General features: G+C 34.3%; 16 protein-coding genes. 13 read left to right on the top strand and 3 right to left on the bottom strand.

Features of this window, described 5'->3' with window-relative positions; translation table 11 throughout:
• Window positions 1–19: 19 nt before the first annotated feature.
• Window positions 20–3,001 carry a SusC/RagA family TonB-linked outer membrane protein gene (locus ABTV69_RS06805; protein WP_433834879.1) on the bottom strand — a complete coding sequence of 994 codons (2,982 nt, stop codon included), beginning with the start codon at window positions 2,999–3,001 and terminating at the stop codon, window positions 20–22.
• 236 nt (window positions 3,002–3,237) lie between these two features.
• Between ABTV69_RS06805 and ABTV69_RS06800 the strand changes: the two genes are divergently transcribed.
• The 13 genes from ABTV69_RS06800 to ABTV69_RS06740 all read left to right on the top strand — a co-directional run bounded on the left by ABTV69_RS06800 (window position 3,238) and on the right by ABTV69_RS06740 (window position 20,227).
• Window positions 3,238–4,269 carry a LacI family DNA-binding transcriptional regulator gene (locus ABTV69_RS06800; protein ID WP_433834878.1) on the top strand — a complete coding sequence of 344 codons (1,032 nt, stop codon included), beginning with the start codon at window positions 3,238–3,240 and terminating at the stop codon, window positions 4,267–4,269.
• A 173-nt stretch (window positions 4,270–4,442) separates the two neighbouring features.
• On the top strand, window positions 4,443–5,954 hold the full coding sequence (locus tag ABTV69_RS06795; protein WP_433834877.1) for an MFS transporter: 1,512 nt from the start codon (window positions 4,443–4,445) through the stop codon (window positions 5,952–5,954).
• A complete protein-coding gene (gene pgmB / locus ABTV69_RS06790; RefSeq protein ID WP_433834876.1) occupies window positions 5,947–6,606 on the top strand; it encodes a beta-phosphoglucomutase in 660 nt (219 codons plus the stop codon). Before ABTV69_RS06795 ends, pgmB begins: the two co-directional genes overlap by 8 nt.
• A gap of 198 nt (window positions 6,607–6,804) precedes the next feature.
• Window positions 6,805–9,108 carry a glycoside hydrolase family 65 protein gene (locus ABTV69_RS06785; RefSeq protein WP_433834875.1) on the top strand — a complete coding sequence of 768 codons (2,304 nt, stop codon included), beginning with the start codon at window positions 6,805–6,807 and terminating at the stop codon, window positions 9,106–9,108.
• 28 nt (window positions 9,109–9,136) lie between these two features.
• Entirely contained in the window at window positions 9,137–11,251 is a 2,115-nt protein-coding gene (locus ABTV69_RS06780; RefSeq protein WP_433834874.1) for a glycoside hydrolase family 97 protein, read from the top strand.
• Window positions 11,252–11,456: 205 nt separating this feature from the next.
• Entirely contained in the window at window positions 11,457–13,319 is a 1,863-nt protein-coding gene (locus tag ABTV69_RS06775; protein WP_433834873.1) for a glycoside hydrolase family 13 protein, read from the top strand.
• A 193-nt stretch (window positions 13,320–13,512) separates the two neighbouring features.
• Entirely contained in the window at window positions 13,513–15,180 is a 1,668-nt protein-coding gene (locus ABTV69_RS06770) for an alpha-amylase family glycosyl hydrolase (protein WP_433834872.1), read from the top strand.
• A 224-nt stretch (window positions 15,181–15,404) separates the two neighbouring features.
• On the top strand, window positions 15,405–16,082 hold the full coding sequence (locus tag ABTV69_RS06765) for a glycerophosphodiester phosphodiesterase (RefSeq protein WP_433834871.1): 678 nt from the start codon (window positions 15,405–15,407) through the stop codon (window positions 16,080–16,082).
• Between the two features lie 168 nt (window positions 16,083–16,250).
• Entirely contained in the window at window positions 16,251–17,459 is a 1,209-nt protein-coding gene (locus ABTV69_RS06760) for an NAD(P)/FAD-dependent oxidoreductase (RefSeq protein WP_433834870.1), read from the top strand.
• Window positions 17,460–17,465: 6 nt separating this feature from the next.
• A complete protein-coding gene (locus tag ABTV69_RS06755) occupies window positions 17,466–18,113 on the top strand; it encodes an HAD family hydrolase (protein WP_433834869.1) in 648 nt (215 codons plus the stop codon).
• Between the two features lies 1 nt (window position 18,114).
• Window positions 18,115–18,687: a Crp/Fnr family transcriptional regulator gene (locus ABTV69_RS06750; protein ID WP_433834868.1), complete on the top strand. Its 573-nt coding sequence runs from the start codon at window positions 18,115–18,117 to the stop codon at window positions 18,685–18,687.
• 60 nt (window positions 18,688–18,747) lie between these two features.
• On the top strand, window positions 18,748–19,422 hold the full coding sequence (locus ABTV69_RS06745) for an MBL fold metallo-hydrolase (protein WP_433834867.1): 675 nt from the start codon (window positions 18,748–18,750) through the stop codon (window positions 19,420–19,422).
• Window positions 19,423–19,495: 73 nt separating this feature from the next.
• Complete coding sequence (locus ABTV69_RS06740; RefSeq protein ID WP_433834866.1) at window positions 19,496–20,227, top strand: hypothetical protein; 732 nt, start codon at window positions 19,496–19,498, stop codon at window positions 20,225–20,227.
• Here the strand turns inward: ABTV69_RS06740 and ABTV69_RS06735 are convergent.
• The gene (locus tag ABTV69_RS06735) at window positions 20,220–21,191 is read right to left on the bottom strand and encodes a tetratricopeptide repeat protein (RefSeq protein WP_433834865.1); all 972 of its coding nucleotides are present in this window, start codon (window positions 21,189–21,191) and stop codon (window positions 20,220–20,222) included. The genes ABTV69_RS06740 and ABTV69_RS06735 overlap by 8 nt on opposite strands.
• 59 nt (window positions 21,192–21,250) lie before the next feature.
• The gene (locus ABTV69_RS06730; RefSeq protein ID WP_433834864.1) at window positions 21,251–21,727 is read right to left on the bottom strand and encodes a TspO/MBR family protein; all 477 of its coding nucleotides are present in this window, start codon (window positions 21,725–21,727) and stop codon (window positions 21,251–21,253) included.
• Window positions 21,728–21,786: the final 59 nt, after the last annotated feature.

The raw sequence follows: 21,786 nt of genomic DNA, 5'->3' as shown, positions 1-21,786 counted from the left end.
TTTGTTTTTCAATGTACTATTAGAAACTTGCATTTACTCCAAACAAGAATGTTCTAGCTCTTGGGTAAACGTTACCATCAATTCCGTTGAATTTCTCCGGATCCAATCCATCATATTTTGTAAGTACAAAAACGTTCTGAACACCAGCTGAGAATCTTAAAGAAACATCTTTTAATAAAGATTTATCTAAAGTATATCCTAGAGTTACGTTATCTAATTTGATAAAAGAAGCATCTTTTACATAATAGTCTGACAAGTAACGTTGTGTTCCATTATCTTCAAAAACAAATCCAGTATTTAAGTAATCTGAGCTCACGTTTGATAAGTCAGTTTGTCTTCTTAAAGCTGCATCAGAATAACCCATGTTAGAATTTACGTTATCAAAAATGTAATTTCCTAAACTTGCTCTCCAGTTCATTGTAAAATCAAACTTTTTGTAGTTTAAAGTCGAGAATAAACCAAATGTATAATCTGCTGTTGGTTTGTTATATCTGTAACGATCGTTAGCATCAATTTTACCATCTCCGTTTCTGTCTACATAAGCCCCAGCGATTGGTTTTTTGTTAGCATCATATAATTGTTCGTAAACAAAGAATGAGTTTGGAGCAGATCCAACTGTGTTAATTAAAACTTTGTTTCCATTTCCACCTTTAATGTTATCTCCTACTTCATAACCTTGGAAACCAGGAACGGTCTGACCTAAATTTTCAATTTTCTGATCTAAGTAAGTAGCATTAACAGCAACATTCCAAGTTAAATTATCTTTTTTAATGATATCAGATTGAAGACTGAACTCAACTCCCTTTGTTCTTAAATCACCAATATTATTAAATCCTTGGTTTCTTAAGTTGGCTCCATCTGGAACCAATACATCAGCTAATAAATCAGAAGATTTTTTATCGAAATAGTTAATTGTACCTGTAATTCTATCATTTAAGAATCCGAAATCAACTCCAATATTCATCTCTGCCAATTCTTCCCATTTGATATTTTGGTTATATCCTTCTGGTCTAGCTGTTCTGTAAACAACACCATTAAATACATATTGAGTATTAACAGTACCAAGCGTAACTCTTCTTAAATAATCATATTGAGCAGAAATATCTTGCTGACCTGTAGTTCCGTAACCAACTCTTAATTTTAAGCTAGAAAGCGTTTCATTATCTTTTAAGAAAGACTCTTCAGCAATATTCCATGCAAAAGCACCTCCCATAAAGTTACCCCATCTGTTTTCTTCAGAGAAACGAGAAGTTCCGTCTCTTCTGTAATTTAAAGTCAATAAATATTTACTATCCCAACCTAAATTCACACGACCAAAATACGATTGTAAATTGATATCTGGATCAGTAATAACATCTTCATTTCTACTAGCTGCAGGCTGTGTAAGTGCCCCTGATTGATATTTTTCTTTTTGGAACAATTGGTAGTTATAACCAGCAGTAGCATCCAATTTAAGTTTTCCTATATTTTTGCTATAAACAAAATAGGTATTTAAATTTTTGTTTTGAAGATCATCCGTATAAGTATCATAGTTGCCTAAATTTACCCAATTTCCAGAACTGAAAGGATTTGGCTGATAACCTAATGCACTTTCAGTACTTTGTCTGTTGTATCCACTACTGTCAAATCTGTCAATACCAGCTTCAGCAACAACTCTTAAATCTTCAAAAAAGTGGAATTTATAGTCAATACTAATGTTACCCCATTTTCTTGTAGATTTAGATCTTTTATCTTCTTGATTTAATCTCGCAACAGGATTTTTAGCAGGTAATAATGCTAAATTTCCGTTTGGCTCCAACCATTCAAAATATCCTCCATAACGAGAACCTTCTTGGTAAGGAGATTGAGTTGGATCAAAACTGATTGCAGAACCAATAACTGCGTCTTCGTCCTGAAATTGATTTTTACTGAAAGATAAATTTCCGCTAATATCAATTTTTAAGTGATTATCAAATAAAACTGGATTTAACGATATCGATGTCGTAGTTCTTTCAAAAGAAGTATTTCTTAAGATTCCAGGATTATCAACATTTCCGACAGATAAACGCACAGGCAATTTATTAAATAAAGCACCGCTTACAGAGATATTGTTGTTAGTTGTTAAAGCTGTATGGAAGATTTCATCTTGCCAGTTTGTACTTGCAGTTCCCATTAATGCTTTTTGAGCATCGCTTCCTTTTTCATTTACGAAAGCACGAAATTGATCTGCACTTAAAACATCAACTGTATTAGCAACTGTATTAATACCAACTTGAGAACTGAAGTTAACTTTTACACCACCTTTAGTCCCTTTTTTAGTTGTAATTACAATTACCCCATTTGCCGCACGAGACCCATAAATAGCTGCCGCAGAAGCATCTTTTAATACTGTAAAAGATTCAATATCATTTGGATCAATAGTAGATAGAATACTTGTAGCACCACTTGGAACAGCATTACTCAATGGAAGTCCGTCCAAAATAATCAATGGATCATTAGAAGCACTTAATGAAGATCCTCCACGAATTCTAATATCTGCTTTTGCTCCAGGCGCTCCACCTCCAACAACATTCACACCAGCAATACGTCCACCAATTAAACTTTCTGGTGTTACGTTAATACCTTTGTTAAATTCTTTTGCTGAAATTTGAGAAACAGAACCTGTAGCATCTTTTTTCTTAACAGTACCATAACCTACTTGTACAACAACTTCTTGTAATTGATTTGTATCTTCGCTTAAAGAAACAGCTAAGTTTTTTTGACCATTGAATACAATAGTCTCTGTTTTGTATCCGATAAATGAAACTAAAATTTTGTCTCCATTTTTCAGATTAGGCAATTGAAATTTACCATCAAAATCAGTAGAGGTACCTCCTGCAGCACCTTGAACATTTACATTTACTCCCGGTATTGGCTGACCTGTGGTATGATCAGTTACCGTACCATTTAAAGTGTTCTGAGCCAACACTGTAAAAGGCAACAATAGGAATAAAAATAACAACTTTTTGTAAATTGTTTTCATACTTTTTGTTTAAATTAGTTTTGAGTTTTTGAATGTTAGTTAAGTTTTTAATTTTACTTCGAATTTCAAAATTATGAATTTATTAACATGCTCAACCAGAGACAATTTTTATTGCTTTACGAAAACGTGGTAGTGTTGAAAACTTTCTATATTTTGTAATCTTTTAGCGTTAAAATTGTCAATTATAAAAATTTCAGATACCTTTATTGTTAAATAGATTTTTTTCAATTAACTCCATGAAACGTAAAATAACCCTCAAACAGATTGCAAAGGAACTTGACGTCTCTATTTCAACTGTCTCTAAATCACTTAGAAACAGTCTCGAAATTGGTGAAGAAACGCGACTAAAAGTTCAGGCTTTTGCGAAGTTTTACAATTACAAACCAAACAATATTGCCCTAAGTTTAAAAAACCGAAAAACAAAAAGTATCGGTATTATTATTCCAGAAATTGTACACTACTTTTTCTCGACTGTGATCAATGGTGTAGAGCAAGTTGCCAACGAATACGGATACAGTGTAGTAATCTGTGTATCAGACGATTCTTTTGACAAAGAAGTACTAAATATGGAGATGCTGGCCAACGGAAGTATCGATGGTTTTATCATGTCTCTTTCTAAAGAAACACAGTATAAAGGCGACTTTCATCACATCACCGAAGTTATCAATCAAGGAATGCCTGTAGTGATGTTTGACCGCGTTACAAACGATATATTATGCGATAAAGTGATTATTGATGATAAAGCCGCTGCTTATGAAGCCGTCCAGAGTTTGATTGATAACGGCCGCAAAAAGATCGCTTTGGTAACAACAGTTGATTATGTGAGTGTTGGAAAACTGAGAACGGATGGCTACGAAAAAGCATTACTAGATAACGGACTTCCTTTTAACGAAGATTTAATCATAAAAATTGAAGACGTAGAAACTTGCGAAATTACCATCAGCCAGCTTTTACATGAAAGAGCTTTTGATGCCGTTTTTGCTGTAAATGAGCTTTTTGCCGTAACCATTATCAAAACCGCAAATAAAATGGGATTGAAAGTTCCCGAAGATTTAGCGGTAATCGCATTTACAGACGGAATCATTTCAAAATACTCTACTCCAACCATTACTACAGTAAGCCAAAGTGGAGAAAAAATGGGTAATAAAGCAGCTAAAATGCTTATTGAAAGGCTCGAAGCAGAAGAAGATGATGACGAAGAGCACACTGAAAATTACACCACGGAAGTTATAGAAACTCATTTAATAAAAAGAGAATCTACTGACTAAAAATCTTAAAATCAACACTTTCTAAGGCCATAAAAAATATTTATGGCTTTTTTATTAGCATTAATAAAAAAATAATTTATAATTTTACGCCCGTCAAGGCTTTTAGTTTTACTTCGAAAAGAACAAAGTTTTGATAAGCAAGGCGCTTATCGTATAATTTTCAAATTACGATAATGGAAAAGCGTAAATTAAGTTTCTGGGAAATTTGGAACATGAGTTTCGGTTTCTTAGGAATACAATTCGGTTTTGCACTACAAAATGCAAACACTTCTAGAATTTTTGAAACCCTTGGTGCTAAAATTGACGAAATTCCAATTTTATGGATTGCTGCTCCTGTTTCAGGTTTAATAATTCAGCCTATAATTGGTTATTTCAGCGATCGTACTTGGACACGTTTAGGTAGACGTCGCCCCTATTTTTTAATTGGAGCAATTCTATCTTCGGCTGCATTATTTGTTATGCCAAACTCACCAACGTTATGGATTGCTGCAGGAACATTATGGATAATGGACGCGTCGATAAATGTTTCAATGGAGCCTTTCCGTGCCTTTGTTGGTGATAACTTACCAGAAAAACAACGCACATTAGGTTTTGCCATGCAAAGTTTCTTCATCGGAACTGGAGCTGTCGTAGGATCAGTTTTGCCTTATCTTTTTTCAAATGTCTTTGGCGTGAGCAACACTGCTCCAGAAGGAATTATTCCAGATTCTGTAAAATGGTCTTTTTACATTGGCGGAATTGCTTTTCTTCTTTCTGTTTTATGGACGGTTTATAAGACATCAGAATACACACCTGATGAGCTTCATGCATTTGAACAGCAAAATAAAAAAGAAGAATTCGTAAACACCGATGCAGAACCTGGCGTTACAACCAAAAAACAGCTTTTATTAGGAATTTCTCTTGCTGCTATTGGCGCTTTAATTTCTTTCCTAATTTTCGAAAACAGTCTGGCAAAAGAGCTTTACATTCTCTTTATAGGACTAGTTTTTATGGGAGTTTTGTTCATCATAGCATCACAACTTCGAAACGCTAAAGTTGATAATGGTTTTACAGTAATCATGACCGATTTATTGAACATGCCAGCTACAATGAAAAAACTGGCTTGGGTTCAATTTTTCTCTTGGTTTGCGCTTTTCTCCATGTGGATCTACACTACACAGGCGGTTACACAACACATTTTTGGCACAACAGATACCACTTCAAAAGTATACAATGATGCTGCAGACTGGGTTTCTGTATTATTTACCGTATACAACGGAATTGCTGCTGCTGTAGCCTTCTTATTGCCAATTATCGCAAAAAAAGTTGGCGTTAGAGCAACACATTTATTAGCCTTATGCGCTGGAGGTGTTGGTTTAATTTCAATTTATTTTATCGGTGATAAACAAATGCTAATTCTGCCAATGTTAGGTGTTGGTATCGCATGGGCTAGTATTTTATCCATGCCATATGCCATGCTTTCTGGTGCTTTGCCTGCTGCAAAAATGGGTTATTACATGGGAGTTTTTAACTTCTTTGTCGTGATTCCGCAAATTGTAGCAGCAACCATATTAGGATTTATAATAAAACAATTCTTTAATAGTGAACCTATTTACGCTTTAATTATTGGAGGAGTATCCATGATTTTTGCTGGATTACTAACTCTGAGAGTAAATAACAAAACTAAAATTGAAATTCATGAATAACAAAAAAGCATTCATCTTCGATCTTGATGGTGTGATCGTTGATACCGCTAAATACCACTTTTTGGCCTGGCAAAAAATCGCTCAGGAATTAAATATAAATTTTACACACGAAGACAACGAACTTTTAAAAGGAGTCAGTCGTGTTCGTTCTTTAGATATCATTTTAGGATTAGGAAATGTTACGGTTTCGCAGGCCGATAAAGACAAATTCCTGATTCAAAAAAATGAGGAATACCTATCTTATTTAGTTGATATGGATGAAAGTGAGGTTCTTCCAGGAGTTTTAAAAATTCTACAACTATTAAAAGAGAAAAACCAAGGAATTGCATTAGGTTCTGCCAGTAAAAATGCAAGACCAATTCTAGAAAAAACAGGAGTTCTATCTTACTTCGATGTTATTGTTGACGGAAATGACGTTACCAATGCAAAACCAGATCCTGAAGTTTTCTTAAAAGCGGCTCAATTATTAAATATTGATCCAAAAAATTCAATTGTATTTGAAGATTCTGTTGCCGGAATTCAGGCGGCAAATATTGCAGAAATGGTAAGTGTTGGAATTGGTGAGGAAACAATTTTACATGAAGCTGATCATATTTTTAAAGATTTTACCCAAATCACAACAAGCTTTATTAACGACTTAATTAGTCAATGAGAAAATTTGATAATTAGATAATTTCTAAAAATGAGAATAATTTAATTATCACTCAACAAATTGTATCACAAAAAAAAAACGTAAAACTCCAAGCAATTCAAAAGGTAAAAAAATAGCGTCTAACAGATAATTATCTAATTATCAAATTGCCACATTTTCTAATTACCAAATTGCCACATTTTCTAATTTGAAGAAAAAATGAATCAAGATTATATAAAACCAGACAATTGGTCCATAATAGAAGAAGGATTTGATGTCGAAAGAGTAAAATCGTCTGAAAGTCTTTTTAGTATCGGAAACGGTGCTATGGGACAGCGTGCGAATTTTGAAGAAGCCTATTCTGGCGAAACTTTCCAAGGAAGTTACATTGCAGGTATTTATTATCCAGACAAAACAAAAGTGGGATGGTGGAAAAACGGTTATCCGAAATATTTCGCTAAAGTTTTAAATGCTCCAAACTGGATTGGAATTGATATCGAAATCAACGAAGAAAATCTTGATTTACACAATTGCACCGAAGTTAGAAATTTTCGCAGAGAATTGAACATGAAAGAAGGATGGTACAACCGTTCTTTTGAAGCTGTCCTTAAAAACGGAACTGAAATCGCAGTAAATATCCGTCGTTTTCTTTCTTTAGATTTAGACGAAGCTGGAGTGATCAAATACGATATTACACCTTTAAACAAAGACGCAAAAATCGTTTACAAACCGTATATCGATGCTGGTGTAACCAATGAAGATGCCAACTGGGAAGAAAAATTCTGGGAACCTCTTGAAGTTAAAAAAGGGACAAACGAAGCTTTTGTAACGGCTCAGACTTTCAAAACGCATTTTAAAGTTACCACTTTCATGCACAATACGATTTTTGCTAACGGAGAAAATGCAAACATTTCGCCTTCAACAATCGATTCAACAACAGATAAAGTTCAGTACACTTACGGAACTATTATCGCAAAAGGACAAACCTCAACCATTCAGAAAATTGGAGGTTATACGGTTTCTTTAAACCACGAAAATACTTTAGCTGGAGCAGAAAAAGTAATCAAATCTGCTGTGGCGCTAGGATACGAAACGTTGCTTCAAAACCAAATTGATGCTTGGGCAAAAGTTTGGGAAATGTCAGATATCACGATTGAAGGTGATGTTAAGGCACAACAAGGTATTCGTTTCAACATTTTCCAATTAAATCAAACCTATTCAGGAAAAGACAGCCGATTAAATATTGGTCCAAAAGGATTTACCGGAGAAAAATACGGAGGATCTACTTATTGGGACACTGAAGCTTATTGTATTCCGTTTTACATGGCTACAAAAGATCAGCAGGTTGCAAGAAACTTATTGACCTATCGTTACAATCAATTGGACAAAGCGATTGAAAATGCGAAAGACAATTTAGGTTTCAAAAATGGTGCAGCTTTATATCCAATGGTTACCATGAATGGTGAAGAATGCCACAACGAATGGGAAATCACGCACGAAGAAATCCACAGAAATGGAGCGATTGCTTTCGCGATTTACAACTATAACCGTTACACGGGAGATTACTCTTATATTCCAGAAAAAGGTTTAGAAGTTTTAATCGGAATTGCACGTTTCTGGCATCAAAGAGCTTCTTTTTCTAAAGATAAAAACCAATATGTAATTCTAGGAGTTACAGGTCCAAACGAATACGAAAACAACATCAACAATAACTTCTACACGAATTATATTGCAAAATGGTGTATTGATTTTGCTGCTGAACAAATCGAAAAAGTGGCTTCAGAATATCCTGCAGATCACAAAATAGTGATGGAGAAAGTTGATCTTTCATTAGAAGAAATTCAAGAATGGAAAAAAGTGGCAGACGATATGTACTTCCCTATTTCTAAAGAACTTGGAATTTATTTACAGCAAGATGGTTTCTTAGATAAAGATTTAGTTCCTGTAAAAGATTTAGATAAATCACAGCGCCCAATTAACCAAAAATGGTCTTGGGATCGTGTATTGCGTTCGCCATACATCAAACAAGCCGATGTTTTACAAGGTTTCTATTTCTTCGAAGATCATTTTTCGAAAGAAGAATTAAAACGCAATTTCGAATTTTACGAATCATTTACGGTTCATGAGAGTTCGCTTTCTCCTTGCGTGCACTCAATTCAAGCTGCTGCTTTAGATAAAATGGATATGGCCTATACCTTTTATTTAAGAACTTCTCGTTTGGATTTAGATGATTATAATAAAGAGGTTGAAGAAGGTTGTCATATCACGTCAATGGCTGGTACATGGATGAGTATCGTGGAAGGATTTGGAGGAATGCGTGTGAAAAATGATCAGCTACATTTCTCACCAAAAATCCCGAAAGAATGGAAAGGTTATTCATTTAAAATCAATTTCAGAAATCAAATTTTGAAAGTTGCTGTAAATCATAACGAGACCACTTTTACAGTTGATGGCGATCAGGATTTAAACATTATAGTTAATGGTAAATCTGTAACTGCTGATAAACTCGCACAAATTAATTAAATTACAATACTCTAAAAATCTAAAAAACATGAAAAACTTATTTTTCGCAAGTTTAGTTTTGTTTGCGGTTAGCACGATTGCTAAGGCGCAGCAATTAAAATCTCCCGAAGGAAAGTTCGTAATGGAATTTTCGCTTCAAAGCGATGGAACTCCAACTTACAACTTAAAATACAAAAACAAAGAAGTTGTAAAAACCAGTAAATTAGGTCTTGAACTTAAAGACGATAAAAAATCTTTGTTGAACGACTTTACAATTGCTGATACTAAAACTTCAACTTTTGATGAAACTTGGAAACCAGTTTGGGGCGAAGTAGATCACATCAGAAATCACTACAATGAGTTAGCAGTAACTTTAAACCAAAAAAGTACAGACAGACAAATCGTAATCCGTTTTCGTTTGTTTGATGACGGTTTAGGTTTCCGTTACGAATTTCCAGCACAAAAGAGTCTTACTTACTTTGTAATTAAAGAAGAAAGATCTCAATTTGCTATGACTGGCGATCACACTGCTTTCTGGATTCCTGGAGATTACGATACTCAGGAATACGATTATACAAAATCTAAACTATCAGAAATTAGAGGTTTAGCTCAAAAAGCATACACAGCAAACGTTTCTCAAAAATCTTTTTCTCCAACAGGAGTTCAGACTTCTTTAATGTTAAAAACGGCTGACGGAATCTACATCAACTTGCACGAAGCGGCTTTGATTGATTATTCTTGTATGCACTTGAATTTAGATGACAAAAACTTAGTTTTCGAATCTTGGTTAACACCAGATGCAAAAGGAGATAAAGGTCATATGCAAGCGCCAAATCATTCGCCGTGGAGAACGATTATCGTGAGCGATGATGCTAGAGAAATCTTAGCTTCAAAAATGACTTATAACTTAAACGATCCATCAAAAATTGATAATACATCTTGGATTAAACCAGTAAAATACGTTGGTGTTTGGTGGGAAATGATTACAGGAAAAAGCTCTTGGTCTTACACAAACGATTATCCAACAGTTCAATTGGGTGTTACTGATTTCGCGAAAGCAAAACCAAACGGAACGCACGGTGCAAACAATGCTAACGTAAAAAAATACATTGACTTTGCTGCTGCAAATGGTTTTGACGCAGTTTTAGTTGAAGGATGGAACGAAGGCTGGGAAGACTGGTTCGGACATTCTAAAGATTATGTTTTTGATTTCTTGACGCCTTACCCAGATTTTGATGTAAAAGGTCTTCACGAATATGCAAAATCTAAAGGTGTAAAAATCATTATGCACCACGAAACTTCTGGATCTGTTCGTAACTACGAGCGTCACATGGATGCTGCTTACAAATTCATGAACGATAACGGATACGATGCTGTAAAAAGCGGTTACGTAGGTGATATTTTACCAAGAGGTGAAAACCATTACAGCCAATGGATTGTAAACCACTACCAATATGCAATTGAAAAAGCGGCTGATTACAAAATTATGGTAAACGCTCACGAAGCGGTTCGTCCAACTGGAATCGCAAGAACGTATCCTAACTTAATTGGAAACGAAGCGGCAAGAGGAACAGAATACCAAGCATTTGGTGGTTCTAAACCAAATCACGTAACGGTTTTACCTTTTACAAGATTAATCGGTGGTCCGATGGATTACACGCCTGGAATCTTCGAAATGGATATCAGCAAAATGAATCCTGAGAACAAATCGCATGTAAACAGTACAATTTGTAATCAATTGGCTTTATATGTAACTATGTACAGCCCATTACAAATGGCTGCAGATACTCCAGAAAACTACAACCGTTTTCAAGATGCTTTCCAATTCATTAAAGATGTGGCTGTAGACTGGTCAGAAAGTAAATACATCGAGGCTGAGCCTGGAGATTTTATCACTGTTGCTCGTAAAGCAAAAGGAACAAACAACTGGTTCGTTGGAAACGTAAATGGAGAAACTTCTCGTACATCTAACATCGATTTCAGTTTCCTTGAAAAAGGTAAAAAATATACTGCAACAATTTACGCTGATGCAAAAGATGCGCATTACAAAACAAAACCGCAAGCTTACACGATCAAGAAAATTGCTGTAACCAATAAATCAAAATTATCTCAATTTTCAGCTCCTGGAGGAGGTTATGCAATAAGCATTATAGAAACGAAATAATTTCTTAAAGACAAGTAATCTCCCCCATGATTGCTTGTCTTTTTTTAAGTTGTTAAAACATATCCTAACAGGTTTTAAAAACCTGTTAGGTATTACATGAGCTACTACTTATCCTGCAAGGTTTCCCAAACCTTGTAGGTTTAAACTTTTCTCAAACATACCTAACAGATTTTAAAAACCTGTTAGGAAACTAAAACTATATATTATGAGAATTCAACAAAATCATATTATTTACAAAATATTTCTGCTTCTTCTAATATTTTCCGCTTCCGCGAAAGCGCAAATCCAAAAAGTAGAGCCCCCTTTCTGGTACGCAGGAATGAAAAATTCGGAACTGCAGATTATGTTCTACGGAAAAAATATTTCGCAATATGAAGCTTCGGTTTCCAACAATGTTGCGATTAAAAATGTTGAAAAAACAGAAAATCCAAACTATCTTTTTGTAACCATTGATACAAAAGATGTCAAAGCTTCTGAATTGGTTTTCTCTTTCAAAAACAATAATAAAGTTGCTTTTAAACAAAAATATACGCTTAAAGAAAGAAGAGCGAATTCTGCCGACAGAAAAAGCTATGATGCCTCTGATTTAATTTACTTAATCATGCCGGATCGTTTCGCTAACGGAGATCCGAAAAACGATAGCAATGCTTCTCTAACTGAAAAAGCGAACCGTCAAGATCCAAGCGGACGTCACGGTGGAGATATCGAAGGAATCATCAAAAACTTAGATTATATTTCGGCTCTTGGTGCAACGACAATCTGGAGCACGCCTTTATGCGAGGACAACGAAAAACAGCATTCGTACCATACTTATGCGCAAACAGATGTTTACAGAATTGATCCTCGTTATGGAACGAATGAAGATTATGTTCGCCTTTCTTCTGAAATGCACAAAAAAGACATGAAATTGGTTATGGATTATGTAACCAATCACTGGGGAATTTCACATTGGATGATGAAAGATATTCCAACAAAAACTTGGTTCAATCAGTTCGAAAACTTCACACAGACACACCACAGACGCGAAGTAATTACAGATATTCACGCTTCAAAAATCGATCAGGAAGTTTGTGTTGACGGCTGGTTCGTGCCTTCAATGCCGGATTTGAATTTAAGAAATCCGCTTGTTGCGAAATACTTAACTCAAAATGCGATTTGGTGGATTGAATACGCCAATCTTGATGGTTTCCGTGTAGATACTTATAATTATTCAGATAAAACGGCAATGGCAAATTGGGCAAAAGCGATTACAACTGAATACCCTAATTTCAATATTGTGGGTGAAATTTGGATGCACAATCAAGCGAATTTAGCTTTTTGGCAAAAAGACAGTAAAGTTGGAGCGATTGAAAACTACAATTCAAACCTTCCATCTGTAATGGATTTTACGCTTCAAAGTCAGATTACTTCTGCTTTCAACGAAAATGAACCAAGTTGGGACAACGGATTAATCAAATTCTACAACAATTTTGCGATGGATTTCTTATATCCAGACACTAACAACATTTTAGTTTTTGCCGAAAATCACGATACAGATCGTATGAATGATAAATTTAAATACGATTTGCCAAAATACAAACTGGCGATGACTTTATTGGCAACCGTTCGCGGTATTCCACAAATTTATTACGGTTCAGAAATTGGAATGGGCGGTGATAAAGGTAAAGGCGGAGATGCCGATATTCGTCAGGATTTTCCAGGCGGATGGGCTGGCGACAAAAACAACGCTTTTACAAAAGAAGGAAGAACGGCAGAACAAGCTGCATTTTTTGATTTCAGTTCAAAATTATTCACTTGGAGAAAAACAAACGAAGCGGTTCATTTCGGAAAAATGACGCATTATATTCCTGAAAATAACACTTATGTATATTTCAGATATACAGATGCTAAAACAGTAATGGTAGTTTTCAATAACAATGCAAAAGAGCAAGTTGTAAAAACAAACCGTTTTAAAGAAAGCATCAAAAACTTTAAATCAGGAAAAGATGTTATCACAGGAAAAACTTTCGATTTAGCTTCTGAAATTAAGCTGGAACCAAAATCAGCTCTTGTTTTAGAATTGGAATAACAATATTTTTTCTCTCGCAGATTTAACAGATTGAGCAGATAATTAAAAAAGAAAATCTGCCGAATCTGCGAGATCTGCGAGAGACTATTTTTTTTCCGCCATGAATTCACGAATTTTATTTTCAAAGATTGTCAAAAAATAATTCGTGAATTCGTGGCTATTTTTTTTCAACCTGTTTAAAAAATCTTAAATAATGAAAAAATACACTTTCCTTTTTTTATCTTTAGTATTCATAATTACGGGTTGTTCTGGCTCAAAATCAGTTACAATGAATAACGAGAATACTTCGAAAACACCTTTCGTTTGGGAAGGAGCAAATGTTTATTTTTTACTTACAGACCGTTTTTACAACGGCGACAAATCAAACGATTTAAATTTTAACCGAACCAAAACTCCTGGAAAACTTCGCGGATTTGAAGGCGGAGATATTATCGGAATCACTAAAAAAATTGAATCAGGATATTTTGAGAAATTAGGAATCAATGCCATTTGGCTTACGCCGATAGTCGAACAGATTCACGACGGCGTTGACGAAGGAACAGGATTGAGTTATGGCTTTCACGGTTATTGGGCAAAAGATTGGACGGCTCTTGATCCGAACTTTGGGACAAAAGAAGATTTAGCCAATTTAGTCAAAAAAGCACATGAAAAAGGAATTAGAATAGTTTTAGACGGTGTAATCAATCATACTGGTCCAGTAACTCCAGAAGATCCCGTTTGGCCTTCTGATTGGGTGCGAACTGGTGTTGTATGCGATTACAAATCTTTTGAAAACACTACTATGTGTACTTTAGTAGAAAACCTTCCTGATGTAAGAACTGAAAGTTCTCAAAACGTAGATCTCCCTCCTTTTTTAATTGAAAAATGGAAAAAAGAAGGTCGTTACGAAAAAGAAGTTGCTTCGCTTGACGAATTCTTCAAAAGAACAGGTTATCCAAGAAGTCCGAAATATTATATTATAAAATGGTTAACCGACTATATTCTGGAATTCGGAATTGACGGTTACCGCGCTGACACGGTAAAACACACCGAAGAAGGCGTTTGGGCCGATTTCAAAAAAGAATGTGATTATGCTTTTGAAACCTGGAAAAAACACCATCCAATGCAGGTTTTAGATCAGAATCCGTTTTACACAATCGCTGAAGTTTACGGTTACGGAATAAGCTCCGGACAGGATTATGATTTTGGAGATCGAAAAGTGAATTATTTCCAGAATGGTTTCAACAGCATGATCAATTTTGAATTTAAATGGAATGCTGCGCAAAGTGATTATGAAACTTTATTCTCAAAATATTCCAATCATTTAAATAATGAATTGAAAGGCTATTCGGTTCTTAATTATATGTCTTCTCACGATGACGGACAGCCTTTTGACGCCAATCGCGTAAAAGGTTTCGAAGCAGGAACAAAACTTCTGCTTTCGCCGGGAATGTCACAAGTATATTACGGAGACGAATCAAATCGTTCTTTGGTCGTTGAAGGAACTCAAGGCGATGCAACACTACGTTCGAACATGAATTGGGACGACATTCAAAACAATCCTGATACAAAATTCATGCTTTCACATTGGCAAAAATTAGGTCAATTTAGAAGAAATCATCCCGCTGTAGGTGCTGGAGTTCATACGCAATTAAGCAGTCAGCCTTATGTGTTTTCAAGAACGTATTCTAAAGGATCGTTTACAGACAAAGTATTAATCGGTTTAGATTTACCTGAAGGCCGTAAAGAACTTTCCGTGTTTTCTCTTTTCGAAAACGGAACTAAATTACGTGATGGTTTCTCTAATAAAGAAACAGAAGTTGTTGATGGAAAAGTAATTATCGACAGCGAATTTGGAATTGTTTTATTAGAAAAAATTTAATTTTTTTCTCTCGCAGATTTGGCAGATTGAGCAGATAATTAAAATAGAAATCTGCCAAATCCGCGAGATCTGCGAGCGATTTTTTTTAGCCACAGATTATCGGATTAAAAAGGATTTTAAAATCTGTGTTAATCCGTATAATCTGTGGCTACATTTTTTTTATAATTCCTTGCGACCTTTGCGTAAAACTTTGCGACCTTTGCGGTTAGAAAAAAACTCAGAAAATGCTAAAAATAGCTCATAGAGGTGCAAAAGCATACGAACCTGAAAATACACTTCAAGCGTTTCAAAAAGCCTTAGATTTAAATTCAGACGGAATCGAACTTGATGTTCACTTAAGTGCCGACGGACATATTATAGTAATTCATGACGAAACTATAGACAGGACAACTAACGGAAAAGGTTTGGTAAATTCTTTTTCATTATCTGAATTAAAATCTTTTCTGATTAATGAAAAATACCAAATTCCAACTTTAAACGAGGTTTTTGATTTGATTGACAAAAAATGTCTGATCAATATTGAATTAAAAGGTTTAGGAACTGCTCCTAAAGTTGTCCGGTTAATTGAGGAATATACTTCAGAAAAAAAATGGAATTACAATAATTTTATAATTTCAAGTTTCGAGTGGAATATGCTTAACGAAACTTTGAGTTTAAATCCAAACATTCCTATTGGTGTTTTAACAGAAGAAAATATTGATACTGCTTTGGCTTTCGCCGAAAACATAAAAGCAAAAGCAATTCATCCTGATTTTCAATTATTGAATAAAGAAAATGTTCAGCAAATTCAAGAAAAAGGATTCTTAGTTTTCCCTTGGACAGTAAACTCTGAAGAAGACATTCAAAAAGTGAAAAATTATAAAGTAAACGGAATTATCTCTGATAATCCAGATAAAATATAAAGTTTAAAATAGCCACAGACTACACTGATTAAAAGGATTTTTTTACGCCACTAATTGCACAAATTTTCGCGAATTAATTTATTTAAATTTAAAAATCTGTGTAAATCATTTTAATCTGTGGCAGAAAAAAAATTAGTGCCAATTCGTGAAATTCGGGGCAAAAAAAATATGATTAAAAATTTCGACATCATCATCGTTGGCGGAGGCGCTGCAGGCTTTTTTACCGCAATTAATATTGCAGAGAAAAATCCGAAACTGAAAATCGCCATTTTAGAAAGAGGAAAAGAAGTGCTTTCTAAAGTCCGCGTTTCCGGTGGCGGACGATGCAATGTAACGCACGCTTGTTTTGAACCTAACGAATTAGTGAAATTTTATCCTCGCGGTGAAAAAGAACTTCGTGGACCGTTTCATCAGTTCTGTTCTGGAGACACAATTGAATGGTTTGAAAAACACGGTGTCGAATTGAAAATCGAAGAAGATGGCAGAATGTTTCCTGTTTCCAATTCGTCACAAACTATAATTGATTGTTTTCTAAAAGCAACCGAAAAATTAGGCATTAAAGTATTAACAGGACAAAGCGTTCAATCCATTTTTAAAAAAGAAAATCATTGGAAAATTGATACGCAATCGGACAACTTTGCCACAGAAAAATTAGTAATGGCAACGGGAAGTAATCCTAAAATCTGGGAAATGCTTCAGGAACATGGTCACGCAATTGTAAGCCCTGTCCCTTCCTTATTTACTTTCAACATCAAAGATCCTCGAATTAAAGAACTGCCTGGCGTTGCAGCCCAAGTTACTGTAAATGTAAAAGACACCAAACTAGAATCTACAGGACCTTTGTTAATCACACATTGGGGAATGAGCGGACCTGCAATTCTGAAACTTTCAGCTTGGGGCGCACGCATTCTTCATAATAAAAATTATCAGTTTACCATTTTTGTAAATTGGTTAAATGATGTCGATTTTGAAGATGCTGAAAAAATCCTAAAAAACTTAAAACAAGAACACGCTAAAAAAGCCGTTTCTAAAAAATCACCTTTTGACTTCCCAAATCGTTTGTGGGAAAGTTTGGTTTTAGCTTCTGGAATTGATGCTGAAACCAAGTGGGCAGATTTATCTAAAAACCAATTGCAAAATCTAACTTCACAATTAATAAAATCCGAATTTAAAGTCAATGGAAAAAGTACTTTTAAGGAAGAATTTGTAACGGCTGGCGGAATCGACTTAAAGGAAATCAACTTTAAAACAATGGAAAGCAAAATTCATCAAAACCTTTATTTTGCAGGTGAAATTGTCAATATTGATGCCATAACAGGAGGATTTAATTTTCAGAATGCTTGGACAAGCGGGTTTATTCTGGCTCAAAATATTTAATACAAAATGAAATTTAAAGGAATTATTTTTGATTTAGACGGAACTTTAGTCAATTCACTAGAAGACATTTCAGATGCGATGAATAAAGTGCTTCAAGGTCTAAATTTCCCCACTCATACTTACGACACTTATCAATATTTTATTGGAAGCGGTTTGCGAAATTTAGTCAGCAAAGCACTTCCTGCAACCAACAATTCAGACGAGCAAATCGAAATTTGTTTTGAATGTATGATTAACGAATATCGCGAAATCTGTACTTTGAAAACCAAACCTTATGATGGAATTGTCGAGTTGTTAGAAAATCTGACTTCGCAAAACATCAAAATGGCGGTTTTCTCTAATAAAGCCGATGAATTGACGAAGAAAATAGCATCCGAAATATTTCCAAATCATTTTGATCAAGCGGTTGGTTTAAGTACGGAAGCACTTAAAAAACCAAATCCGTTTGAAGCTTTAGAAATTGGTAAAAAATGGAATTTAAAACCAGAAGAAATTCTTTTTGTTGGTGATTCTGATATCGATATGCAGACAGCTGTAAATGCTAATATGTTTCCTGTTGGCGTAACTTGGGGTTACAGAACCGAAGAAGAATTGAAAAACAGCGGTGCGAAACTGGTTGTTAATACGGCTTCAGAATTAATCGAGATTCTATAAAATGCATCTTTCATTACAAAAACAAATCACAGCAATTGCCTCTTTTTCTGAAAATGAAATCGAGACAATTGCTTCTTGTTTTGAATATGAAACGTTTACTGCCAAAGAATATCTTTCACCAATGGGAAAAATCAGCAATAAGATTTTTTTCATTCTCAACGGATTGGCGAGAGTTTATTACCTCAAAGATGGAAAAGAAATCACAACGTATTTAAGTGCTGACGAAGGTTTTATTGCTTCGTATTCCAGTTTCATAAATCAAACTCCGTCTTTTGAAAATATTCAATGCATTGAAGATTGCGAAGTGCTTTCGATTACTTTCGATAAAATGCAATACCTCTATAACGAAATTCCAAATTGGGAACGTGTCGGGAGAATTTTAGCCGAACAGAATTACCTTTGTATGGCAGATCGTGTTTTAAAACTGCAAATGATTCCTGCTAAAGAAAAATACCAGACTTTTTTAGCTTCGGCTCCAACCAAAATCATGCAGCGAACACCTTTAATTTATATCGCGTCTTTTTTAGGAATAACTCCCGAATCATTGAGCAGAATCCGTCAAGACATTTCTTAACATTTATCAAGTGGATTGATAAGCCGAATTCGAATCTTTGTCAAAACAAAATTTGAAAAGATGAAGAATATTGCCAAAGACGTTTATCAAATCCCATTATTTCCTCGAAATGCCATTAATTGCTATTTGATCGAAGATATTTTAATTGATGCAGGAATTAGAACTTCTGCCAACAAAATATTGAAATCAATAAAAGACAAATCTGTTAGCCAACATGCATTAACGCATGCACACGCCGATCATCAAGGAAGCAGTAAAATAATCTGCGAAACTTTGAACATTCCGCTTTTGTGCAGCGAACCTGAAAAAGAATTCGCCGAAAACGGAAATGTGATTACAGAATACCCAAATCCGAATCATATCATTTCAAAATTTCAGAAGAATTTCTGGGCTGGAGAAGGACATCCAATTTCTCAAACTTTAAAAGAAGGAGATCAAATCGGCGGATTTACAGTTATTGAAACTCCTGGACATTCAAGAGGTCATTTGTCTTTTTTCAGAGAAAAAGACGGCGTTTTAATTGTGGGCGATGTTATGACCAATATGAATTTACTAACTACAAAAGTTGGATTGCATGAACCGCCCCATTTATTTACTTCTGATCAAGAAACCAACAGAAAATCGATTCTAAAATTGGCTTCACTAAAACCAAAAATATTATGTTTTGGTCATGGTCCCATTTTATTTAATAGTGGAGAATTGGAGAAACTCAAAAACTCGATTACAGATAATTAACAAGAATTTACAGATTCTGTAAGTTTTCGTTAAGAGTATTCTAATAATTTTACTCTCAACTAATTAATCCTGTATGAGAGTAAAATTACTTACTACAATTTCTTTTTTCACCTACCAATTAAGCATTTCTCAAACCGAAAAATTACTTCAAGGAAAAGTTCTTTCGCAAAAAATCCCGCTTAATAAAGTCGAAGTAATTAACAAAACTGCCAAAACGAGTACACGTACAAACGAGCTTGGAGAATTTTCTATTTTGGTTCGACCGCAAGACAGTGTACTTTTTTTCTCAAAAGATTACTTTTTTGGAAGACTAAAAATTTCTCAGGAAAATATCGATAAGAACAATATTATCGTGAATATGATTTTGAGGCCTGAAGAATTAGAGGAAGTTCTTATCACCACAATAAAATTTCCTCATGTTGGTCCCTCGCAAGAGGTTTCAGATTCTATTGCACTAATAAAGGCTTCTAGTGATTTACGAAAATATACTGGCGTTTATGATGGAACAATTGCCAACGGAATGAATTTTGGTGCAATAGGAAGTGGTTTCCTTGGATTATTAAAAAAGGAAAAAGAAGAACCGAAGAAGAAAGCTCCAGAAATGAATTTTAGAAAACTAATTGCAAAAAATTTCTCCGAAGACTTTTTTACTAAAGATCTCAAATTAAATTCTGAAGAAAAAGAACTCTTCCTTCAATTCTGCGAAGCCGATACAAGATCTCAAACACTTCTTGAAAATCCAAATATTCTGGCAACTATGGAATTTTTGTACGCTAAAAACGATGAGTTTAAGAAACTTAAATAGCTTTTTTTAACTTCTTCCACTTTGAGAAAAATACAACCAAAGCAATCAACAAAATTATTATTATTCCTGAAAGGATAATAATAATTGTTTCCATTTGAGATATATAACCTGAATATATATTTCCTTTGCTTTCTCTTAAAGCCCGAAGTTGAGAGCCATAACTTACAGCTCTTTCCCGATAATAGTCAATTTCGTTCTGGGAGCTGTTAATCATTCTTTCTATAATTAAATCTCCTTCGTAACCATATTTTCTGGCACTTCTGTAAGTCTCAAGCGCACTGTTATTTTGTCCTAACAATTCTGCAAGATTGCCAAGTTCAAAAAGAAGAATTGAAATAATTTTATCTTTCGGCTCAATAAATGACATTCTTTCATTCACTTGAAAGTAAATTGATTGCGCCAGTTCATCAATCTCTTTTCGAGACAGTTTTGTTTTAGGTTCACGTGACGTTCCAAAATTGGCATTAATTAAAAACTGACCAGAAACATCTTTTAAATTCTTGATTTTTGCTTCTAATATTTTTAAATGAAGCCATTCTGATCCTTCATGAGATTTAGGATTAATAGCAATCGACTTTTTAATCCATTCATATGCTTTTTGGTTTTCACCCATTAATTCGTAAAGTGTCCCTAAATTAGATGCTGTCGAATATCTATTAGGTTTGATTTTTTCAATGTTCAGGTATAATTTTAAAGCTTCATCATACTTCTTCAAAACAATTAAAAGATATCCTTTATCAGACAAATAATCTAAATCTTTTGTCTTTTTATACAAACTATCAAGTTCGATTATCAATCTTGGAAAATCTCCCTCAAAAAAATTATGCCCCTGAGGATTAATTCCATCATAATCTTCATATGCATAAGCTCCATTTTTTAGAATTTTCGTTTCGCCATTCAAACAAGCAAAAGCTTTAAATGAAATTAAAGCTAAGACAACTAGAAGAAACTTAAATCTATTCATAAAGTAAACGCATTGATTTAAACTTGAAACAAAGATAACTTGAAACCTGAAACAAAAAACTACTTATTCAACCACCAAATACTAGCATTTAAAACCGTTGCAAATCCAACCCAAGCTAAATATGGAATCAATAAATATCCCGAAGTTTTATTGATTTTGATGAATTTTAAATACGTTTCGTAAATCATCAGCCATAGCAACACAATTTCGATTAAAGCTAACATTGGGTTTTTCAATCCGAAGAATAAATAAGACCAAATTGAATTTAAAATCAACTGAATGATAAAGAAAAGCAATGCTTGTTTTACTTCTTCTGTATTTTCTTTTATTTTGTCCCAAACCAAAGCCGCAGCAACTGCCATTAAAATATAAAGCACAGTCCAAACGGGCATAAAAATCCAATTCGGCGGATTGAAAACTGGCTTTTCTAAAGTTACGTACCAAGTCTCAATACTCGGTCTTGTAACCAAACTTGCAGAATATCCAACTGTTAAACAAATTACTAAAGCTATAGCGATTTTTACGAACTTATTCATTTTTTCAAATTTTGATTCAAAAATAGTCAAAAGAAAAATTAAACCGTATAAGTAGTGTA

The organism is Flavobacterium anhuiense, from assembly GCF_050990855.1.
Lineage (GTDB): Bacteria > Bacteroidota > Bacteroidia > Flavobacteriales > Flavobacteriaceae > Flavobacterium > Flavobacterium anhuiense_C.
Note: the sequence above shows the minus strand (reverse complement) of the source record. Positions and strands in the feature narration are given on the sequence as shown.